Source organism: Clostridium tetanomorphum, from assembly GCF_017873215.1.
Lineage (GTDB): Bacteria > Bacillota > Clostridia > Clostridiales > Clostridiaceae > Clostridium_AO > Clostridium_AO tetanomorphum.
This window is the reverse complement of record NZ_JAGGKA010000030.1, coordinates 1-20,335: the sequence shown is the minus strand read 5'-3', so window position 1 is coordinate 20,335 and position 20,335 is coordinate 1. Positions and strand designations below refer to the sequence as shown.

Sequence of the window (20,335 nt, the reverse complement as noted above, 5' to 3'; positions counted from 1 at the left end):
AAAATATGAAAGTTTTAATAATTTCTCATATGTATCCATCTACCTTTAATAATATGTCGGGAATTTTTGTACACCAACAGGCTAAAGCTTTAGTAAACCAAGGTTGTGAGGTTAAAGTAGTGAGTCCTGTTCCATTAGCACCTTTTCCTATTAATAAATTAAGTGCTAAATGGAAAGCCTATTCTAATATTCCTTTTAAAACTGTAATGGATTCTATAGAAATTTATTATCCTAGATATATAGAGTTTCCAAAGGGGATTTTATTCTATAAATCTGGTGAATTCATGGCATTAGGGATACAAAATATTGTAGAAGAAATATACAAAGAGTTTAAATTTGATATAATTCATTCTAATGTAGCTTTACCAGATGGATATAGCGCTATGAAAGTTAATGAAAAATATAATGTTCCACATATAGTTACTGTACATGGTCAAGATTTTCAAAATACAATGACTAGAAATGAAAAATGTAGAAAGGCTTTATTTAAAACTTTAAATAAAGTGGATAAAATAGTAACTGTAAGTAATAAATTGAAAAATGCAGTTAAAGATGAAAGCTTTTATGAAAAAATAGAAGTTGTAAATAATGGTATAGATAAAATATGTCTAGATTATAAAATTCAAAATAAGGATAAGATAGAGAATAACATTAAAATATTAAGTGTTTCAAATTTAAAAAAGACCAAAGGAATTCATATAAATTTAAAAGCTATAAGTAATCTTATAGAAAAATATCCAAATATACAGTATGATATAATAGGTGATGGAGAGTTTAAAGAAGAGCTTAAGGTTCTAGTGGAAGATTTTGGTTTAGAAAAAAATGTAAATTTTTTAGGCAAACTTCCTCATGATGAAGTAATAAAACAAATGGCTCTTTGTGAAATCTTTTCTTTGCCAAGTTACAAAGAAGGGTTTGGTATGGTATATATAGAGGGCATGGCTCAAGGGAAACCAGTTATAGGGGTAAAAGGAGAAGGAATAGAAGATGCTATTGATAATGGAATTAATGGATTCCTTGTAGAAAGAGAAAATGTTCATGAATTGATTAAAGTTTTAGATTATTTAATAGGTAATGAAGAAGCAAGAATAGATATAGGTAATAATGGTAAGATAACTGTTAAAGAGAATTTTACTTGGGATATAAACGCCAAGAAAGTTATTTCTATTTATAAATCCTTATTAAAATAACAAAGTTGTTATAAATTTTTAAATAAAATATAAAAAAGTTTGACCGGCATATTAACAAAGTGTATAATTTTATTTGGTTGTAAATCTATAAACCTAGGAGGTTAAAACGATGTCACAGATAAGAGACGAATTAATAAAAAAGTTAGAGGATAAAACAGCAAAGCTAGGAGTAGTGGGACTAGGATATGTAGGATTACCACTAGCAGTAGAAAAGGCTAAGGCTGGATATAAAGTTATAGGATTTGATGTTCAGGATCATAAAGTAGAACTAGTAAATAAAGGACATAATTATATAGGTGATGTAGTAGACACAGATTTAAAGGAAATTGTAGAAGCAGGAAACTTAAAAGCAACTACTGATTTTAGCTTTGTAGGAGAAGTAGATGCTGTTTGTATAGCAGTGCCAACTCCACTTGATATATATAAGCAACCAGACTTATCCTATGTTGTAAATTCAACTAAAAGTGTGGCAAAATATTTACATAGAGGAATGTTAGTAGTTTTAGAAAGTACAACTTATCCAGGAACTACAGAAGAAGTTCTAAAACCAATACTTGAAGAAACTGGACTTAAATGTGGAGAAGATTTTTTTCTAGCATTTTCACCAGAGAGAGTTGACCCAGGTAATAAACAGTTTAAAACTAAAAATACTCCAAAAGTAGTAGGTGGATGTACTCCAGAATGTACAGAAGTTGCAGCAGCATTATATAAAAGTGTACTAGAAGGAGAGATACATACAGTATCTTCACCAGCTATAGCAGAAATGGAGAAAATTCTTGAAAATACGTTTAGAAATATAAATATAGCTTTAGCTAATGAAATAGCTGTATTATGTAACAAAATGAATATAGACGTATGGGAAGTAATAGATGCAGCAAAAACAAAACCATATGGATTTATGGCTTTTTATCCAGGTCCTGGATTAGGCGGACATTGTATACCACTTGACCCATTTTATTTAGAATGGAAAGCTAAAGAATATGATTTCCATACAAGCTTAATTCAAACTTCAGGAAGAATTAATGACCAAATGCCAGAATATGTGGTTGATAATGTAATGAAGTTATTAAATAAAGAAAAGAAAGCTATGAATGGTGCAAAAGTATTGCTTATGGGAGTAGCTTATAAAAATGATATAGATGATATGAGAGAATCTCCAGCATTAAAAGTAATAGAGCACCTAGAAAAGAATGGTGCAGAGGTTGTAATCTGCGATTCATATATTCCTGAATTTGAACATAAGGGAAAGAAATACTTTACAGTAGATTGGAAAGAAGTAATAGATGAAACTGATATAGTAGTTATTACAACTAATCATAGTAATGTAGATTATGAAGCTTTAACTGAAAAAGCTAAGATAATTTACGATACAAGAAATGCTACAAAAGAAGTGAAAAATAATAGAGAAAAAATATATAAACTTTAATTTTAAAGGATAAGTCAATTTTGACTTATCCTATAATAAAATATGAGGTGATTTTTATGAAAAAGTTAAGATTTGCAATTATAGGGTGTGGAAGAATTTCATATAAGCATGTAGAAGCATTAGTTAATAATAAAGAAGAAGCATTACTTGTTGGAACTTGTGACATTATTAAAGAAAATGCCGAAGCTAAGAAGAATGAATACATAGAAAAAATGAACAGTCCTTTAAATGTAGGTGTTTATACTGATTACAAAGAAATGTTAGATAAAGAAGAAATAGATGTAATAACAATAGCAACTGAAAGTGGATATCATTCTGAAATAGCTATTTACTGTATGAATAAAGGAAAACATGTTATTGTTGAAAAGCCAATGGCTTTATCAATAAAAGATGCAGATAATATGATTAAATGTGCTAAAGATAATGATGTGAAATTATGTGTAAGTCATCAAAATAGATTTAATGCACCTATACAAAAGCTTAGAAAAGCTATAGAAGAAAATAGATTTGGAAGGCTTGTTAATGGTACGGCAAGAATTTTATGGAATAGAAATATGGGTTATTATACACAAGCTCCATGGAGGGGAACTTGGCCTTTAGATGGTGGAACATTAATGAATCAATGTATACATAATATAGATCTACTACAGTGGATGATGGGTGGAGAAATTGATACAGTATATGCTCAATGTGATACTTTCTTAAGAGATATAGAAGCAGAAGATTTCGGAGCAATAGTAATAAGATTTAAGAATGGTTCTATAGGAATTGTAGAAGGAAGTGCTTGTGTATATCCAAAAAATCTTGAGGAAACTTTAAGTATATTTGGAGAAAATGGAGCAGTATCAATAGGCGGTCTTGCGGTAAATAAAATTGAAACTTGGAGATTTGGAGATAACAAGGATAGTGAAGAAGAAATATTAAAGGAACAAGGAGAAGATCCAGATACAGTTTATGGATTTGGTCACACATATTTGTTTAAAGATGTAATAGAAGCTATACATGAAAATAAAGAACCATTAATAAATGGAGAAGAAGGCAAAAAAGGTATGGCTATAATACTTGCTGCTTATAAATCAAGACTTACAGGAAATCCAGTTAAGTTCCCATTAGAAGACTTTTCAACTATGGAAATGGTTAATGTAGAGAAAATTCATAAGTAATTGGTGTAAGGAGAATAATTATGAATTATATATCTGAAAAGGCTAAGATTGGAGATAATGTTAGCGTAGGAAGATTTGTTGTAATAGAAGATGATGTAGTTATTGGGGATAATTGCATTATTGCTAACAATGTAGTTATACATAAAGGTACTATAATAGGAAACAACGTTAGAATAGATGATAATACCGTCATAGGGAAAGAACCTATGAGAGCTGTAAACAGTATTTTTAAAGACGATAAGAAATTACCACCTGCTAAAATTGAGGATGAGTGTTTAATTGGAGCAGGAGTAATCATATATGCTGGTTCAAATATAGGTAATAAAACTTTAATTGCAGATTTGGCTGTAGTTAGAGAAGATGTTACTATAGGAGAAAAAACCATAATAGGCAAAGGTGCAACTATAGAGAACTTCTGTAAAGTTGGATCTAATTGTAAAATCCAAACTAATGTTTATTTAACAGCTTATTCACAAGTTGAAGATTATGTGTTTATAGCACCTTGTGTCGTAACTTCTAATGATAATTATGCAGCTAGATCAAAAGAAAGATTTGGCAAATTTAAAGGAGTTACTGTAAAGAAAGGTGGAAGAATAGGAGCAGGTGCTGTTATTTTACCAGGTAAAGTTATAAATGAAGATGGTTTTGCAGCAGCAGGAAGTTTAGTTACAAAGGATGTAGAAAAAGAGAGTATAGTAGCCGGAAACCCTGCTAAGCATTTTAGAAATGTTCCAAAAGAACAACTTTTAAAAAATCAATAAACCATATGGAGTGTATTATATGAAAATATGTATGTTAACATCTGGACATGATGTATATGATAATAGAATATATTATAAAGAAATTTTATCTTTAAGAAAGAAATATGATGAAATATACATAGTAGCTCCAGGTGAAAAAAATTTTACTACGGAAGATGGAGTAATTGTAAAATGTTTTCCTAAAAGGAAAAACTGGAGAGATAGAATAAGGCCTATGAAAGATATGTTTAGTATTGCCAAGGAAATAAAGGCTGATGTATATCATGCCCATGAACCAGATTCTTTTCAAGTAGCAGTTAAGTTAAAGAAAAACTTTGGAGCAAAAATAATATATGATTCACATGAGTATTATCCGGAGGCTTTTTCTGAACATTTTCCCAGTTGTAAAAAATTAATGGAAAAAGTTATATATACTTATGAAAAAAATATTGCTAAAAAAGCAGATTGTATAATAAGTGTAAATGATATATTAGTAAATAAATTTAAAAAGTATCACAATAATGTAGAGCTTTTACCCAACTATCCTGTTTTAAAAGGTGATGAAATTAATAAAGAATTTCAAGGAAAACCAACCTTTGTATATGTTGGTGGATTAAGAGAGGATAGAGGAATATTTAAAATTTTAGAAGGGATTAAGCTAGTAGAGGAACAGTGTAAATATATATTTATTGGATCGTTTGAAAGAGAAGATTTTAAAATTAAATGTGAGCAGTATATAGAAAAAAATCTTAAAGATAAAGATATAACTTTTACAGGTAAAATACCACATGTAGAAGTTTTCGATTATCTTAAAACTGCTCATGCGGGTTTTGTAATTCTTCAACCAGGAAATTGGAGATATGTTAATTCAGAACCTATTAAATTATTTGAGTATATGATAAGTAAAACTGCAGTTATAGGCAGTGGTTTTCCTATGATAGAAAGAGTATTAATCCCTTCCAACAGTGGGCTTTTAGTTACGCCAGATTCACCAAAGGAAATAGGGGATGCTATTAGGACTATAGCTTCTAATATAGAAGGTGCTAAAGAGATGGGCGAAAATGGATTTGATGTAGTTAAAAAATCATATAACTGGTCTATCTGCGAAGAAAGATTATTAAAAGCCTATAAAGTATTAGAATAAGTTTTTGGAGGTTCTATGTCTGAATTAAAAAAGGATGTAAAAAGTGTAGCAAAATATAGTTTAATAATAACAGTACTTTTGGTAGTAAGTAAATTTACAGGATTTTTTAGGGAGCTTATTGTTGGAATACAATTAGGAGCTACAAGGGAATCTGATATATTTAAAACTGCAAGTACTATGCCGCAAGTATTTTTCAGTGCAGTAGCAGCAGCTTTAGTCACAACATTTATACCCATTTTTTCAGGTATAAAAAATGATAAGGAAAAAGCAAATAGATTTTTTAATAATGTTTTAAATATAATAACTATATTGTGTATAGTCTTATCAATAATTGCTATATTTGTATCTCCACAACTTGTATCTTTATTTGCAGGGGGATTTAAAGGAGAAGATTTTATAGCTACAGTGCAAATGACTCAAATTTTAATGCCTTCCATAATATTTTTAGGTATAAGTGGATTATATACTGGATATCTGCAATCCTATGGCAAATTTGTTCAACCAGCTTTAACTGGAATTGCAGCAAATGTTGTTATAATAATTGGTTTAATAATATTTTATAAGTATTATGGATTAACTGCAGCTATAATATCAGTATTTTTAGGAGCAGTAGCACAGGCATTAACTCAAAGACCATTTATGGGAAAAGATTATAAGTATAGATTAATAATTGATTTTAAAGATGATAATGTTAAAAAGATGTTAGCATTATCTATACCAATTTTAATTAGTAGTGCAGTATCTCAGATAAATCTAATGGTAGCAAGGAATTTTGCTTCTAATTTAGTGGAAGGAAGTATTTCAGTTATAGATTATGCTAGTAAATTTAGTACTATAATAAATCAAGTGTTCATAGTTTCAGTAACTACTGTTTTATATCCAAAGTTAACAGAAAAATATGCTGAAAATGATTTAAAAGGGTTTAAAGAGATTTTTGTAAAATCCGTTAATATAGTTATGTTGGTGGCTATACCTTTAATATTTGGACTTGCTGTTTTAAGTAAGCCAGTTATAAAACTAATGATGGAACATGGTAAATTTGATAGTAATGCTACAGAAATAACATCTGTATGTTTAAAATATTTAGCATTCTCAGCTTTTGGATATTCACTAATGGATATACTAGGAAAAGTATTTTTTGCTATGAAAAATACAATTACTCCTATGATAAATGGATTTATTTTGGTAGTTGTTAATATAGTATTTGTTTTAATACTTGGACCTTTAATGGGGGTAAATGGAATAGCTTTAGGTACTACTCTTTCAGTAACAATTTTAGCTTTAATATTATTCATTGAAATAAAGGTTAGAATAAAAGATGTAAATTATAAAGATATATTTATAAGTTTTATAAAAATGTTTTTATCTGGTGCTACCATGGCTTTGATAGTAGGAGGAATTTATTCTATTATGAACAAATTTATGCCTACTGGAAATTTATATCTAATAATAAATATAATGATATGTACTTTTGTAGGTGTATTAGTATATATTTTTATGCTTATAATACTAAAAGTAGATGAACTAAAAGAATTAATATCTTTAAAGAAGAAAAATAAAAAGTTTTAGGAGAGGAAAATATAAATGAACAATAAGAGGACAAAGTTTACTGTATATATTATAGTAGTTTTTTTATTACTCTTAGCCTCTATGGTATATAGATTTAAATTTTATAAAAGCTATGCTAGTGATAAATCTACATTACCACCAGAGTTACAAGGAAAAACAATAGTTAGGCTTTGGATGAAAAAAAGTATTATATCTCCTACTAGATCCTATCAAATAGATAAATTTAATAGAGAAAATAAAGACAATATACATATTATTTTTACGGAATATAAAGAGGATTATTATAATGCTATAAGAACAACTTTAGCATCTGGGCATGGTCCAGATATGTTTGAATATGGTTATTCTACACTAATGAAAAATAATCAAATAGCTGGTCTAGATGCTCTTAATATGGATATGAATAAAATCGATAAATCCAATATTATTTATTATAAAGATACACCTATAGGTATAAAATTAATGGAAAACAATGCAAAGATTATATGGAATAAAGATTTATTTGAAAAATCAGGATTAAACCCAAATAATTTACCAAAAACTTGGGAAGAATTAATCCAATATGGAAAAAAGATAAAACAAAAATTCCCTAATGTCATTCCTTTTGCATTTCCTATTAAGGAATATGAAGATATGAATATTTCTGTAGGAGAACCTAGTACAAATTCCGGAAGTATATATACAACTTTTTGGGATTATAAAAATGGTAATTATAATTTTAACTATGCTAAAGATATATTACAAAATTATAGTAAAATGTTTTCTTTAGGTCTTATTGTAAAAGACTTTGATGAAAAGAGTAGAAATCAATTAAGAGCTGAATTTTATGAAGGTAATATAGCTATGATGATAAGCACTTTTGAGGATAAAGGATATTTTTCAAATATACTTCCATTAAGTTTTGATACAGGAATAGAAGATATTATTCAAGTAAATAAGAAAAATAAAAATTCTTATTATTATACGCAAAATATGAATTTCTTGGTATTAAATAGTGAATCTGTAAAAGATGAAGAAAAGAAAAAAGCTATGAGAAAAGTATATGAATATCTGTTAAGTGAAAGTGTTAATAGAGAGATATTAGAAACAAGAAATGCATTACCGGTTAATTTGAAAAATAAATCTGTTAAAAATGATATATATAAAGAATATAATGATGTGAGAAACTATCATAATGCCACTTATGATCCTACAATGTTTTTAAGTAGAAATTCTAGATATGAAATAAATTTGGTTTTGGAAGCTATAAAAGGTTCTAGAAGTGTGGATTCAGCAATTAATGAATTGAATAAACAATTCAAAAAGTATTATGATTTTGCTATAGACAAGGAAAATTTTGATTTTAGTAACTATAAGAAGAAATAAATTAAGTTTCACTTTATGATTGGAGAAGTGACTAATATGTTAGAATATATATATAGATATTTAAAAGAATATTATAAATTGATATCAGTATCATTTATATCTTCCTTTATTATAACTATTTTCTTTTTTAGAAAATTAGGAGTTAAAAATTCGGCAATGATTTTTGCAGGTTTGTTTTTCTTAATTATAGATATATATTTAATTAGGAAAGATAAACAGAAGTCTATTCTTTTATTTTTACTTCTTATGCCTATTTTTATTACAGTAAGAAGGGTTTGCTATTTTGATTTCTTTTTTATTAAGGTTACATTTGAAACAATTTATGTAACAATATTGTTTATATTAAGCTTTGGAGATGTATGTAAAACTATTAAAAATATGTTCACTTCAAATAAGCAATTAGAATATAAGTTTATATTTCTAGTAATGATATTTTTACTATTTTGTATAAACAGTAGTTTCTTTGCTACAGATATAATGGGAAGTTTAAGTGAAGTCTATATTGGTTTACTAACTCCAATAATGCTTATGCTAACATTTATCACTTATTTTAATAGAGAGGATAAATATAAGCTATACTATATACTTATAGCTGCTTTGAATTTTAGCTGTATTTATGGATATGTACAACTTTTACCAAGAGGATTAAGTTTAAGCGCTATAAAAAGCAATAGAATTTTTTTAACTTTTGGATTCCATAATGTAAACATATTTGCAGGAATACTTGTTACAGTTTTAGCATTGTTATTAGAAATGATATTGTATAAAAAGAATACTAAAAAAGAAAAGTTATTTTTATATCTTTCTTTTTTAAATTATACATTGGCTATATTAATTACATTTACTAGAGGAGCGTGGCTTTCATTTATAATTGTAGTATTTTTATCATTAATAAGTAAAAAATATAGAAAGATAATTTATATAGCATGCATACCAGCTTTGATTATAGCAAAGCCTGCATTTTCATATATTATAAATAGAGGAACTAGTACCTCATTTTTAAATAATGAATCTGCAGTAGCAAGAATGCAATCTATATTTACAGATATAATAATGATGAAAAATTATCCTTTTGGCATAGGGGGAGGAAATTTTGGAGAAGTATATAAGAAATTTTCTTTTCAAGGATATCTTTTAATGCCTGAAAATATAAGATTTAATTCTACAGCGGCTCATTATCCTTTAGAGCATGCTCACAATTTACTTCTTCAGATAGGAGTAGAGTTTGGAATAGTAGCTGCAATAATATTCGTTATTCTAATAATAAATAGATTTAAGGCTTCATTTATTGATTTTAATTATAACAGAGGAGCTTTTAATTCGGTTGCAATATATTCTATATTTTCACTTGTAACAGGTAATGAATTTAATCATAAGGGAGTTATAACTGGAACTCTTATTATTTTTATTATATTTGGAGTACTCCAATTAACTTTTAAAGAAGAAAAAATGACTAGCAAAGGTTGAAGAAATTTTTGCCGTTAGGAGAGTTAGTTATGGATAAGAAAGAAAATTTAACAGTATCTATAGTTATACCTTGTAGAAATGAGGAAAGCTATATAAAGAAATGTTTAGATTCCTTTATAAATCAAACTTATCCAAAAGAACTATATGAAGTTTTGGTTTGTGATGGCATGTCTATAGATAGTACTAGAGAAATAGTTAAAGAATATGAAGAAGATTATGATAATATAAAACTTATAGATAATGAAGGTTTATCTGCACCAAAGGGAATGAATAAAGGCATAAAGTATAGTAAAGCAGATGTAATTATAATTTTTGGTGCTCATGCCTATGCTAAAGAAGATTTTATTGAAGAAAATATTAAGACTTTAATAGCTAATGATGTTGGATGTGTTGGAGGACCTATAGAGACCATAAATGAAGACGATAAGGGTTTAGCTATATCTATGGCTATGAGTTCTCCTTTTGGAGTAGGAAATGCACTTTTTAGATATGCACAAGAAGAAACTTATGTAGATACTGTTGCTTTTGGATGTTATAGAAAAAGTGTATTAGATAAAGTGGGATATTTTGATGAAGAATTAGTTAGAAATCAAGATGATGAATTGAATTTTAGAGTGGTTAAAAATGGCTATAACATATTACTTTCGCCTAAAATAAGATCTTACTATTACAGTAGATCTTCTTTAAAAAAGTTATGGAAACAATATTATCAATATGGTTTTTGGAAAGTAAGAGTAATGCAGAAGCATGGGAGAACTGCTTCAATTAGACATTTAGTACCAGCAGCATTTGTTGTTACTAATATTTTAGGAATATCTTTAGGAATATTTTTTAAGTGGATATTGTATTTATGGTTTATAGAATTAGCTTTATATGCTATTGGAGATATAGTATCTTCTTCAAAGTTAATAAAAAAGAATAAAAAAATATGGAAATATATATTCTTTATATTCCCAATACTACATATAAGTTATGGACTTGGATTTTTAAATGGACTAATGAACTTTTATATTTTGAAATCTAAAAAGGCCATTGAGAAGAATACTAAAATGTCCAGATAAGAATTAATTTTTCAGCACGCAATTATTGAAAAAGTCAATACTTGTGTGCTGATTTTGTGTATAATAACAATGTAGATTAAATTTATTAGAGGGAAGGGATTAAACAATGAATTTAGGAAATAAGATACTTAGTTTACTATTATATTTGTACATATTATTATTACCATTACTTCCAAGCAAATTTAAAATTAAAAATATCCCTTTTAATGGAGATATATTATTAGCTTGTATTATTTTAGTATATTTATTCACAATAATAATATTTAGAGATAGTAGGAAGAGATTTATGAAAGGATTAAAAGATTTTTTTACTAATTATTTAAGTATTTTTATAACTATATTAGCTTTAATTATGTTTATATCAGTTTCTTATGCAGGAGATAAAAAAATTGCTTTAGGAGAAAGTATAAGATTTTTAACATACATTGTTTTATATTTTATTATAAAATATGAACTTAATAAAAAGGCAATTACAGATAATATATTGAAATTATATTTAGGAGTTACCACTATAATAAATTTAGTGGGGATAGTAGAATGTATAAATGGGATTGGATTTGTTGATAAAAGCGAACATGGTGTAAGAATTAGAATTTTTTCTACTTTAGAAAACTCAAATAATTTAGGAGTGTTTATGGTTATAGCTATTTTTCCATTAATAATGTTAGCTTTAAATGAGAAAAAAAGAAAGAAAAAATTATTTTTTTCATTATTAGCTTTTTTAGCTTTAATAAATTTAATTTTAAGTCTTTCAAGAAACGCTTGGGCTGGTTTTGCTATAGGGTGTTTGGTACTAGCTTTTATTTATAGTTGGAAAATACTTATTGGTTTTTTAGGGTTAGGAGGAATATCTTTATTTATACCTCAAATATCCAATAGATTAATAGAATTTACAGATAAAAGTCAAAATTTATCTAGAGTGAAGTTATGGGATATAGCTTTTATGATGATAAAAGATCACCCTATAAAAGGAGTAGGCAATGGAAATTATAGAGTATTTTATGAAAAGTATAAGCTAAAATACAAAAATAAAATAGAATATTATCCTACAGATAATTTTCATACCCACAATATATTTTTAAAAATTCAATCTGAATTAGGTATATTTGGAACTATAGCATTTATAGCCATGATAGTATCTATTATTTCTAGAGTAAGTATTTTTTTAAGGACAACTAAGGACAAAGTTTATAAAACTTTTTATAAGGGTTTTTTAGCGTCATTAATAGCTTTTATATGTATGAATTTTATAGATAACTTTTTTTCAGCTCCTAAAGTTATAGCCTTCTTTTGGCTTTTAATAGCTGTTTTTGAAGGAGTAATGTATAGAGAAGCTAAGGAAGGTGATTTATATTAAAGTACTACAGATTATATCGGGAAATGATAATGGTGGCGGAGGAAACCATGTAATTAATATTTGTAAGAATAATATTGAAGACATGAATTGTTCAATAGCATGTATAGGGACAGGTGATTTATATAATAAATCTAAAAAAATAGGTATACCCACAGTTAGTTTTAGTTTAAAAGAAATGCTTATGGGAAATCTTAAGGATTACATAGAAAAAAACAATGTAGACATAATAAATTTTCATGGACCTAAAGCCAATTTTATTTATATGTTAATTAAAGGAAGTATAGATAGGCCGGTTACAACTACAATACATAGTGATTATAGATATGATTTTTTAAATAACAAGATAAAAAAATATTTTTATACTCCTTTAAACGTCATAGCTTTAAAAAGATTTTATAATTATATATGTGCTTCAAATTATTTAAAGAATCTTTTAGAGGAGAAAAATTTTAAAGGAAATAAATATATAGTCTCTAATGGATTTCATTTTAAAGAACATATTGTAAATATTTCTAGAGATAAAATTAGAAAAGAGTATGGATTAAGTGATAATGATTATGTATACATAATGGTAGGAAGGATGCATCCTATAAAAAATCATTTAGGATTAATCAATTGCTTTTATAAATTACAAAAAGAATTTTCAAATATAAAATTAATGTTACTTGGAGATGGAGAACTTGAAAATAGTCTAAAAGATAAAGTATGTGATTTAAAGATAAAAGATAAAGTAATATTTACAGGTTTTAAAAATAATCCTATTGATTATATAAATGCATGTGATATAAGCATACTAACATCTTTTAATGAAGGAGGAGCACCTCCATTAGTAGTACTTGAGAGTGCTTTAGTAAAAAAAGCAATTATATGTTCAAATGTAGGAGACATGCCTTTTATAATTAATAGTAACAATGGATTTTTAATAAATCCTAACTCACAAGAAGATATTTATGATAAAATGAAAAAAGCATATTTAAATAAAGATAAGCTGAAAGATATAGGTGAAAATTTATATAAAGATGTATTAGATAGGTTTTCTATAGAAAAATTTTGGCAGAATTATTATATAGCTTATAGTAATATCTTAAGTGGAGTGAAATAAATGAGCAAGAATAAATTTTTAAAAAGTTCTTTAATAGTAATGTTAATCATAATTATGGGTAAAATTCTTGCTATTATAAGGGACTCTTTAGTAGCAGCTAAATTTGGAGCCACCTATACAGCTGATATATATAATTTTTCTATAGGCATAGTTTATTTACTGACTACTATAAGTTATGGATTAACTACTACTTTTATACCATTAAATACAGATCATATAGAAAAATATACTTGGGAAAAAAGAAATAGTTTTGTAAACAATATAATAAGTACTTACAGTATTTTTACTATAATTATTACTATAATTTTAATTTTATTCTCTAAACAGATAGTAATCATATTTGGAAGTGGGTTTAGTAGTAATATACAAATTTTTAATACCTCAGTAACTGTAATAAGAATTATGCTTGTATCATTAATATTTGTTAGTATACAAAGTGTAATTACCGGAGTACTTCAATCACATAATGAGTTTTATGAACCAGCAGCTATGTCTATGGTTTCAAATATTATATTTATAGTATATTTGATTTTTTTTACAGACAGTTATGGAATTTACGGATTTGCTGTAGCTACAGTGATAGGATTTTTTGCTCAATTTATAATAAATGTGCCTAAGTATAAAAAGCTGGGTTATAATTATAAAATACAGTTTAATCTTAGAGATGAAGAACTTAAAAAAATGCTAGCATTAATGATGCCAGTTATAATAAGTACTTCACTAATTCAACTAAATAATTTTATAAATAGAGCCTTTGCTGTAAATATATTTGAAGGAGCAGTAACTGCACTGGATTTGTCAAACAAATTAAATACCTTAGCTTATGAGGTATTTGCAATAGGAATAGCCATGGTTATATATCCAACTTTATCGAAATATGCTTCAGATAATAATACAAAAGAGTATAAAGAGGCATTATTAAAAGGGATAAATGTTATTTTTTTAATAATGATACCTGCATCTTTTGCAATAGGAGTATTAAGAATTCCATTAATAACTATACTATTTAAAAGAGGGGCATTTGATGAAAGAGCGGTAAATTTAACGGCTAATGCATTATTGTTTTATTCACCGGCTATGATAGCTTATGGACTAAGAGATGTTTTAAATAAGGCATTCTATGCAATAAAAGATACTAAAACCCCTATGATAAATAGTTTCTTGGGAATAATAATAAATATAATTATAAATATATTTATTGTTAAATATATGCAGGTATCTGGACTCACATTAGCTACCTCTATATCTGCTATAATAACTACAATTCTTATGCTAATAAGCTTGAATAAAAAATTAAAAGGAATTGGATTGAAAAATGTATTTTTAAGTTTTAATAAAATCTTAATTGCATCTGTATCTATGGGTGGAATTGTATTTTTTATAAATGAAAAATGCTTAAGAATATTTGGAATGAATATGAAAGGAAGTATAATATCTTTAGGGACTTCTTTTATAATAGGAAGTTTGATATACTTTATAATCATATACTTTTTGAAGGTCAAAGAGTTTACTTATTTTATAGATTTAATAAGAGAAAAGATTAAAAGAAAATAAAGGAGGATATTATGGAATATAATACTATAGAAATAGATGTAGAAAAGCATATAAAAAAGAAAAAATTTCAATTTTTTATAAAAAGAATAATAGATTTTGTTTTATCTTTAATAGGAATAGTAATACTTTCTCCAATTTATATAATTTTAGCAGTATTAATTAAATTAGATTCAAAAGGACCAGCCATTTTTAAACAACTAAGAGTTGGCAAGGATGGAAAAGATTTTGTAATATATAAATTTAGAACTATGATAGTAAATGCAGATAAAAAAAGAGAATTAGAGATAGATCCAGATAATATAGGAAATTTTGTTTTTCAAAGTAGATCAGATAATAGAATAACTAAAGTAGGATCTTTTTTGAGAAAAAGCAGTTTAGATGAAATTCCTCAATTATTTAATGTACTTATTGGTAATATGAGCTTAGTAGGTCCAAGACCAGAAATACCAGATGTAGTTAAATATTATCCACCAGAATATGCTCAGAGATTACTTGTTACTCCAGGAATAACTGGACTTGCTCAAGTTAGTGGCAGAGGAGAAATAGAACTTCAAAAAACCATACATTACGATTTAGTTTATATTGAGAATTTTTCTATATTGTTAGATATTAAAATATTATTTAAAACAGTTTTTTCGGTATTTAAAAAAGAAGGAGCTTTTTAAAATTGAAAGGGGCTGTCGCACTAAGAATAAATCTCTCAACATATTGTGTTTGATATTGATTTGCAAAGCAATATATTGTATGTAAATTTCTTAATGCGACAGTCCCCTTATTTTAAATTAGGAGGATTGTTATGTTTACTAGAATATTGAATTATAATGTATATAAGGAAGGCAAAAAGGAACTTATTGAATATATAAGAAAATTTGATAAAGTACATATAGTTTCTGGTAATCCAGAAGTTTTAATTAATGGATTAAATAATTCAATGCTATTTAAAAATTTTACTAGTGAAAATTCTGTAATTATACCAGATGGCGTAGGAACTGTTATTGCTTCTAAAATGGTAGGAAATAAAGTAAAAGAAAAAATAGCTGGAATAGAAGTTATGGAAGAAATAATAAAGCTATGTGAAAAAGAAAAAAAAGGAATATATTTATTAGGAACTAAAGAGGAAACATTGAATAAATGTATAAATAATTTAAAAATAAAGTATCCTAATTTAAATATATTGGGAAGTCATAATGGATTCTTTGATTTAAATAAATGTGATGAAATAATAAATGAAATAAATATAGTACAACCATATGCTTTATTCGTAGCTATGGGAGCACCAAGACAAGAGATATTTATAACCAAATATATAGGAAATATAAAGTCTACTATATTTATGGGTGTTGGAGGCAGCTTTGATGTAATAGCTGGAGAAGTAAAAAGAGCTCCAAAATGGATGATTAGTATAGGATTGGAATGGCTTTATAGAGTAGCGAAAGAACCATGGAGAATAAAGAGATTATCATCTATACCAAGGTTTTTAATTAAGGTTGGCAAGAATAAATAGCTGAATACTTTGCATAAAAGCTACACATAATAATTTTAAAGGAGTGTGGTTTTATGCAATTTTATGATGTAATAGAAAATAGAAAAAGTATAAAAAAATTTAAGAATACTGCTATTTCAAAAGATAAGGTAGCAAGAATGATTACAGCAGCAATGATGTCACCATCATGGAAAAATAAAACTTCTTATAAATTTATTTTAGTAGAAGACGCAAATAAGAGAGAGCAATTAGCAAATACAATAATGAATAAAACAGATGAAACTACTAAATCTATAAAAGATGCACCAATGACTGCAGTAATAGTTGCAGATCCATCAAAATCAGGAGTTGTAGATGAAAGAGAATACTATTTAGTAGATAGTGCTATAGCTATGGAGCATTTCATATTAGCAGCTACTGCAGAAGGATATGGAACTTGCTGGGTAGGTGCAGTAGATGAGGATAAAATAAGAGAAGTGTTAAATATACCTAAAGATTATAGAGTAATTGCTATGACTCCTGTAGGAGAAATAGGAGAGAATAAAGAGCATTATGAAAAGAAAGATGTTAGAGATTATGTTTTTTTAGATAGTTGGAATAAAGCTTACACAAATGAAATTAGTAATATAAAACATTAAAAAAAAATCCAAGGATTTCCTTGGATTTTTTAAGTTCTAGCTCAATTCATCTAAAGTTCCAAATCTATAGCCTTGGGACTTTAAGTCTTTAATTATTTCATCTAATATTTCTGTATTTGTTTTAGAAACTGCATGTAACAAGAAAATACCACCATTGTGAGTTCTTTCTTTTATAATTCTTTTAGCATACTCGTGATTTGGTTGCTTATTAGGATCCCAATCATTATAAGCAAAACTCCAAAATATAGTTTTATAGCCAAGATCTTTTGTATATTTTAAAGATAGCTCACTATACTTTCCCATAGGAGGCCTGAAATATTTAGGCATTTTTTTGCCTGTTAAATCTTCAAAGGCTTTTTCTGTATCTAATAATTCTTTATCAAAGGTATCTTTACCTTTTAAAGCTGTCTGCGCCATAGAAGGGTGATGATTAGAATGGTTACAAACTAAGTGACCTTCATTTACCATTCTTTTTATGAGATCTTTATTACTATTTATATAAGGAACTACTACAAAAAATGCGGCTTTAATATCATTTGCTTTTAATACATCTAATATTTTAGATGTATAACCATTTTCATATCCTTCATCAAAGGTTAAATATATAACTTTTTTTGAAGTATCACCTAAATAATAGCCAGAATGTTTATTTATTATACTTAGAACATCACCTGGTGCTCCAGAGGGTGTACCATCTTTTTTAGGAACAAAAAACCAATCACGTTCTTTAGTTTCTAAGGATGCATTATTAGAAGATTTTATGTTATTATCCTTTGAAGGTTGAATTTTAGTTTTACTTTCATCATTAGATTTTTTTTCTTCAACCTCTGTTTTAGCTTTGTCATGGGTAACTTTTTCTTTATCTTCTAAAGATGATTTTTCTTTATTATTTTGTGAATCCTTATTTTTGTCTAGATTTTTATCAGAAGAAGTGATAGAAACACTAGTTTCTTTATTAAAAGTATTGGATTTCTTATTAAAAAATCCACCAAAAGCGTAAAGTATTAATACTGACATTATACATATGCTTAATGTTATAGTTTTTCTTTTCATGTTTTACCACCTGCCATTAGTATGATATACTTTATTTTGTGTTCCTTATAAATTAATATACGATGGAGAGATATGTAATGTACGAATTTTTTGTAAAAAAAGTTAAAGAACTATATAATATTATTTTACAACCAATAAATAGTATATACAAGAAAATTGCTATAATAAAGTATAAAAAAATTCTTAATATAGATTATAATGAAAATTTTGGACAGTTTTATTATAATTTACTTAAAGACAATAAAGAAAGAGGAATCGTATATACTCCGGAAGAAATAGCAATGTATATTATAAAAAATACAGTACAAAAAGAAGATATAATAAGTAATCCTTATATAAAAATAGTTGATCCTGCTTGTGGATGTGGAAATATAATAATTCCATTATTTAAATATTTGTACAATCTATATATAGAGAATTTAGAAGAAATAAATTTAAAAAATAATCTTTGCATTAAAGAAAATGATATAAAAGAACATATAATAAGAAATAATATATATGGTGTAGATATAGACAATATTGCTATTATGATATTATATATAGATCTATTTCATAATGCTGATATAATTTGTAAAAATAACATTTTAAATAAAGATTTTTTAAATGAAAAATTGCCATTTAAATTCAATATTATTTTAGGAAATCCACCTTATATAGGACATAAAACTGTAGAGAAAAATTATTTTAAAGAGATAAAAGAAAAATATAAGGAAGTTTACAAGGACAAAGGAGATTTAAGCTATTGTTTTTTTAAAGGTGCATTTATGAATGTAAATAAGGATTTCAAAATAAGTTTTATTACATCTAGATATTTCATCGAATCTCAAAGTGGGGAGAATTTAAGAAAGTTTATTATAAATAACTTTACTATTTTAAAAATTGTAGATTTTTATGGCATAAGGCCTTTTAAAAATACAGGAATAGATCCAGTTATAATATTTTTAAGAGACAAAAATCTTTGTAGAGAAAATAGTATTAAAATAATAAAGCCTATAGATAGTAATAAAATAAATAGAAGAGAATTTATTAAGTCAGTATTTCTTAACGAAGGAAATAGCTTTAATAAATTTTTTATAAGTAGTGAAAATCTTAAAGAAAAAAGATGGATTTTGAAAAATGAGAATGAGTTAAATATATTAAATAAAATAAGAAATAAATCAAAATCTAGACTTAGAGACATATGTGAAAGTTATCAAGGAATAATTACAGGATGTGACAAAGCATTTATTATAAAAAAGGAAGACATTGTAGATGGAAACTTAGAAGAAGATATAATACGTCCATGGATAAAAAGTAGTTCTATAGAAAAAAATTATGTTAATAAAAGCGATAAATTTATAATTTATTCTAATGACATAGAAAATATTGAAAAATACCCAAATATAAAAAAACATTTAGATCCTTTTAAGGAAAAGTTATTAAATAGAAGAGAATGTAAAAATGGAATTAGAAAGTGGTATGAGCTTCAATGGGGAAGAAAGTCAGAAATATTTGAAAAAGAAAAGATTGTATTTCCATATAAAAGTAAAGATAACAGATTTGCATTAGATAAAGGAAGTTATTTTAGTGCAGATATCTACTGTATGTGTATAAAAGAGAATATAAATAATTATAGTTACAATTTTCTTTTATTTTTACTTAATAGTAAATTATACAAATTTTATTTTCAATCTTTTGGGAAAAAGTTAGGAGAAGATTTATATGAATATTATCCTAACACACTTATGGATATGATGATTCCAAAGGAATTTTTAAAGGAAAATTTTAGAAAAGAGTATTTGTACAAATACTTTGATTTAACAGAAGAAGAAATTGACATAATAGAGGATAAATAGTAAGGTATAAATAATAAATGTCGAAGGAATATTTTCTAGAAAAATTCCAATTGAAATATAGATAAGGGAAATTCGCTTGGGCGAATTTCCCTCTTTATTGTCTATAAATAAAACCACCTGCTATGCAGGTGTGTTCAGAAAAGCTTAAGCGTTGAAAAAAAAACACCTCACTTTGATAGAATAGATAT

The 20,335-nt window shown here is 26.4% G+C and carries 17 protein-coding genes; 16 read left to right on the top strand and 1 reads right to left on the bottom strand.

Annotated features, from left to right (window positions below; all coding sequences use genetic code 11):
• The first annotated feature begins 5 nt into the window (after nt 1-5).
• The 15 genes from J2Z24_RS19615 to J2Z24_RS19545 all read left to right on the top strand — a co-directional run bounded on the left by J2Z24_RS19615 (nt 6) and on the right by J2Z24_RS19545 (nt 17,259).
• Nucleotides 6-1,190, top strand: a complete 1,185-nt coding sequence (locus J2Z24_RS19615; protein WP_035147302.1) for a glycosyltransferase — start codon at nt 6-8, stop codon at nt 1,188-1,190.
• A gap of 109 nt (nt 1,191-1,299) precedes the next feature.
• A complete protein-coding gene (locus J2Z24_RS19610; RefSeq protein ID WP_035147306.1) occupies nt 1,300-2,616 on the top strand; it encodes a nucleotide sugar dehydrogenase in 1,317 nt (438 codons plus the stop codon).
• Between the two features lie 56 nt (nt 2,617-2,672).
• A complete protein-coding gene (locus tag J2Z24_RS19605; RefSeq protein WP_035147310.1) occupies nt 2,673-3,779 on the top strand; it encodes a Gfo/Idh/MocA family protein in 1,107 nt (368 codons plus the stop codon).
• A 20-nt stretch (nt 3,780-3,799) separates the two neighbouring features.
• Complete coding sequence (locus J2Z24_RS19600; RefSeq protein ID WP_035147313.1) at nt 3,800-4,540, top strand: N-acetyltransferase; 741 nt, start codon at nt 3,800-3,802, stop codon at nt 4,538-4,540.
• Between the two features lie 19 nt (nt 4,541-4,559).
• A complete protein-coding gene (locus J2Z24_RS19595) occupies nt 4,560-5,663 on the top strand; it encodes a glycosyltransferase family 4 protein (RefSeq protein ID WP_035147315.1) in 1,104 nt (367 codons plus the stop codon).
• Between the two features lie 15 nt (nt 5,664-5,678).
• Nucleotides 5,679-7,232: a murein biosynthesis integral membrane protein MurJ gene (gene murJ / locus J2Z24_RS19590; protein WP_035147316.1), complete on the top strand. Its 1,554-nt coding sequence runs from the start codon at nt 5,679-5,681 to the stop codon at nt 7,230-7,232.
• A gap of 15 nt (nt 7,233-7,247) precedes the next feature.
• Complete coding sequence (locus J2Z24_RS19585) at nt 7,248-8,597, top strand: ABC transporter substrate-binding protein (protein WP_035147321.1); 1,350 nt, start codon at nt 7,248-7,250, stop codon at nt 8,595-8,597.
• A gap of 36 nt (nt 8,598-8,633) precedes the next feature.
• Nucleotides 8,634-10,064: an O-antigen ligase family protein gene (locus tag J2Z24_RS19580; RefSeq protein WP_035147324.1), complete on the top strand. Its 1,431-nt coding sequence runs from the start codon at nt 8,634-8,636 to the stop codon at nt 10,062-10,064.
• Between the two features lie 29 nt (nt 10,065-10,093).
• Complete coding sequence (locus J2Z24_RS19575) at nt 10,094-11,125, top strand: glycosyltransferase family 2 protein (RefSeq protein ID WP_035147325.1); 1,032 nt, start codon at nt 10,094-10,096, stop codon at nt 11,123-11,125.
• Between the two features lie 286 nt (nt 11,126-11,411).
• Nucleotides 11,412-12,482 carry an O-antigen ligase family protein gene (locus tag J2Z24_RS19570; RefSeq protein ID WP_242990833.1) on the top strand — a complete coding sequence of 357 codons (1,071 nt, stop codon included), beginning with the start codon at nt 11,412-11,414 and terminating at the stop codon, nt 12,480-12,482.
• Nucleotides 12,469-13,584, top strand: a complete 1,116-nt coding sequence (locus J2Z24_RS19565) for a glycosyltransferase (RefSeq protein ID WP_035147330.1) — start codon at nt 12,469-12,471, stop codon at nt 13,582-13,584. Before J2Z24_RS19570 ends, J2Z24_RS19565 begins: the two co-directional genes overlap by 14 nt.
• On the top strand, nt 13,585-15,138 hold the full coding sequence (gene murJ / locus J2Z24_RS19560) for a murein biosynthesis integral membrane protein MurJ (protein ID WP_035147332.1): 1,554 nt from the start codon (nt 13,585-13,587) through the stop codon (nt 15,136-15,138).
• A gap of 11 nt (nt 15,139-15,149) precedes the next feature.
• Nucleotides 15,150-15,803, top strand: a complete 654-nt coding sequence (locus J2Z24_RS19555; protein WP_035147334.1) for a sugar transferase — start codon at nt 15,150-15,152, stop codon at nt 15,801-15,803.
• A 131-nt stretch (nt 15,804-15,934) separates the two neighbouring features.
• Nucleotides 15,935-16,642: a WecB/TagA/CpsF family glycosyltransferase gene (locus tag J2Z24_RS19550; RefSeq protein ID WP_035147335.1), complete on the top strand. Its 708-nt coding sequence runs from the start codon at nt 15,935-15,937 to the stop codon at nt 16,640-16,642.
• A 53-nt stretch (nt 16,643-16,695) separates the two neighbouring features.
• On the top strand, nt 16,696-17,259 hold the full coding sequence (locus J2Z24_RS19545; RefSeq protein WP_035147338.1) for a nitroreductase family protein: 564 nt from the start codon (nt 16,696-16,698) through the stop codon (nt 17,257-17,259).
• Between the two features lie 36 nt (nt 17,260-17,295).
• Here the strand turns inward: J2Z24_RS19545 and pdaA are convergent, their stop codons facing one another.
• The gene (gene pdaA / locus J2Z24_RS19540; protein WP_035147342.1) at nt 17,296-18,312 is read right to left on the bottom strand and encodes a delta-lactam-biosynthetic de-N-acetylase; all 1,017 of its coding nucleotides are present in this window, start codon (nt 18,310-18,312) and stop codon (nt 17,296-17,298) included.
• 77 nt (nt 18,313-18,389) lie between these two features.
• On the opposite strand from pdaA, the gene J2Z24_RS19535 reads away from it, so the two are divergent.
• Complete coding sequence (locus tag J2Z24_RS19535; RefSeq protein ID WP_035147344.1) at nt 18,390-20,147, top strand: N-6 DNA methylase family protein; 1,758 nt, start codon at nt 18,390-18,392, stop codon at nt 20,145-20,147.
• The last annotated feature ends 188 nt before the right edge of the window (nt 20,148-20,335 follow it).

Excerpts from the sequence above, each read along its gene's own strand:
- J2Z24_RS19615 (WP_035147302.1), top strand. The coding sequence starts at position 6 with ATGAAAGTTTTAATAATTTCTCATATGTATCCATCTACCTTTAATAAT.
- J2Z24_RS19610 (WP_035147306.1), top strand. The coding sequence starts at position 1,300 with ATGTCACAGATAAGAGACGAATTAATAAAAAAGTTAGAGGATAAAACA.
- J2Z24_RS19605 (WP_035147310.1), top strand. The coding sequence starts at position 2,673 with ATGAAAAAGTTAAGATTTGCAATTATAGGGTGTGGAAGAATTTCATAT.
- J2Z24_RS19600 (WP_035147313.1), top strand. The coding sequence starts at position 3,800 with ATGAATTATATATCTGAAAAGGCTAAGATTGGAGATAATGTTAGCGTA.
- J2Z24_RS19595 (WP_035147315.1), top strand. The coding sequence starts at position 4,560 with ATGAAAATATGTATGTTAACATCTGGACATGATGTATATGATAATAGA.
- murJ (WP_035147316.1), top strand. The coding sequence starts at position 5,679 with ATGTCTGAATTAAAAAAGGATGTAAAAAGTGTAGCAAAATATAGTTTA.
- J2Z24_RS19585 (WP_035147321.1), top strand. The coding sequence starts at position 7,248 with ATGAACAATAAGAGGACAAAGTTTACTGTATATATTATAGTAGTTTTT.
- J2Z24_RS19580 (WP_035147324.1), top strand. The coding sequence starts at position 8,634 with ATGTTAGAATATATATATAGATATTTAAAAGAATATTATAAATTGATA.
- J2Z24_RS19575 (WP_035147325.1), top strand. The coding sequence starts at position 10,094 with ATGGATAAGAAAGAAAATTTAACAGTATCTATAGTTATACCTTGTAGA.
- J2Z24_RS19570 (WP_242990833.1), top strand. The coding sequence starts at position 11,412 with ATGAAAGGATTAAAAGATTTTTTTACTAATTATTTAAGTATTTTTATA.
- murJ (WP_035147332.1), top strand. The coding sequence starts at position 13,585 with ATGAGCAAGAATAAATTTTTAAAAAGTTCTTTAATAGTAATGTTAATC.
- J2Z24_RS19555 (WP_035147334.1), top strand. The coding sequence starts at position 15,150 with ATGGAATATAATACTATAGAAATAGATGTAGAAAAGCATATAAAAAAG.
- J2Z24_RS19550 (WP_035147335.1), top strand. The coding sequence starts at position 15,935 with ATGTTTACTAGAATATTGAATTATAATGTATATAAGGAAGGCAAAAAG.
- J2Z24_RS19545 (WP_035147338.1), top strand. The coding sequence starts at position 16,696 with ATGCAATTTTATGATGTAATAGAAAATAGAAAAAGTATAAAAAAATTT.
- pdaA (WP_035147342.1), bottom strand. The coding sequence starts at position 18,312 with ATGAAAAGAAAAACTATAACATTAAGCATATGTATAATGTCAGTATTA.
- J2Z24_RS19535 (WP_035147344.1), top strand. The coding sequence starts at position 18,390 with ATGTACGAATTTTTTGTAAAAAAAGTTAAAGAACTATATAATATTATT.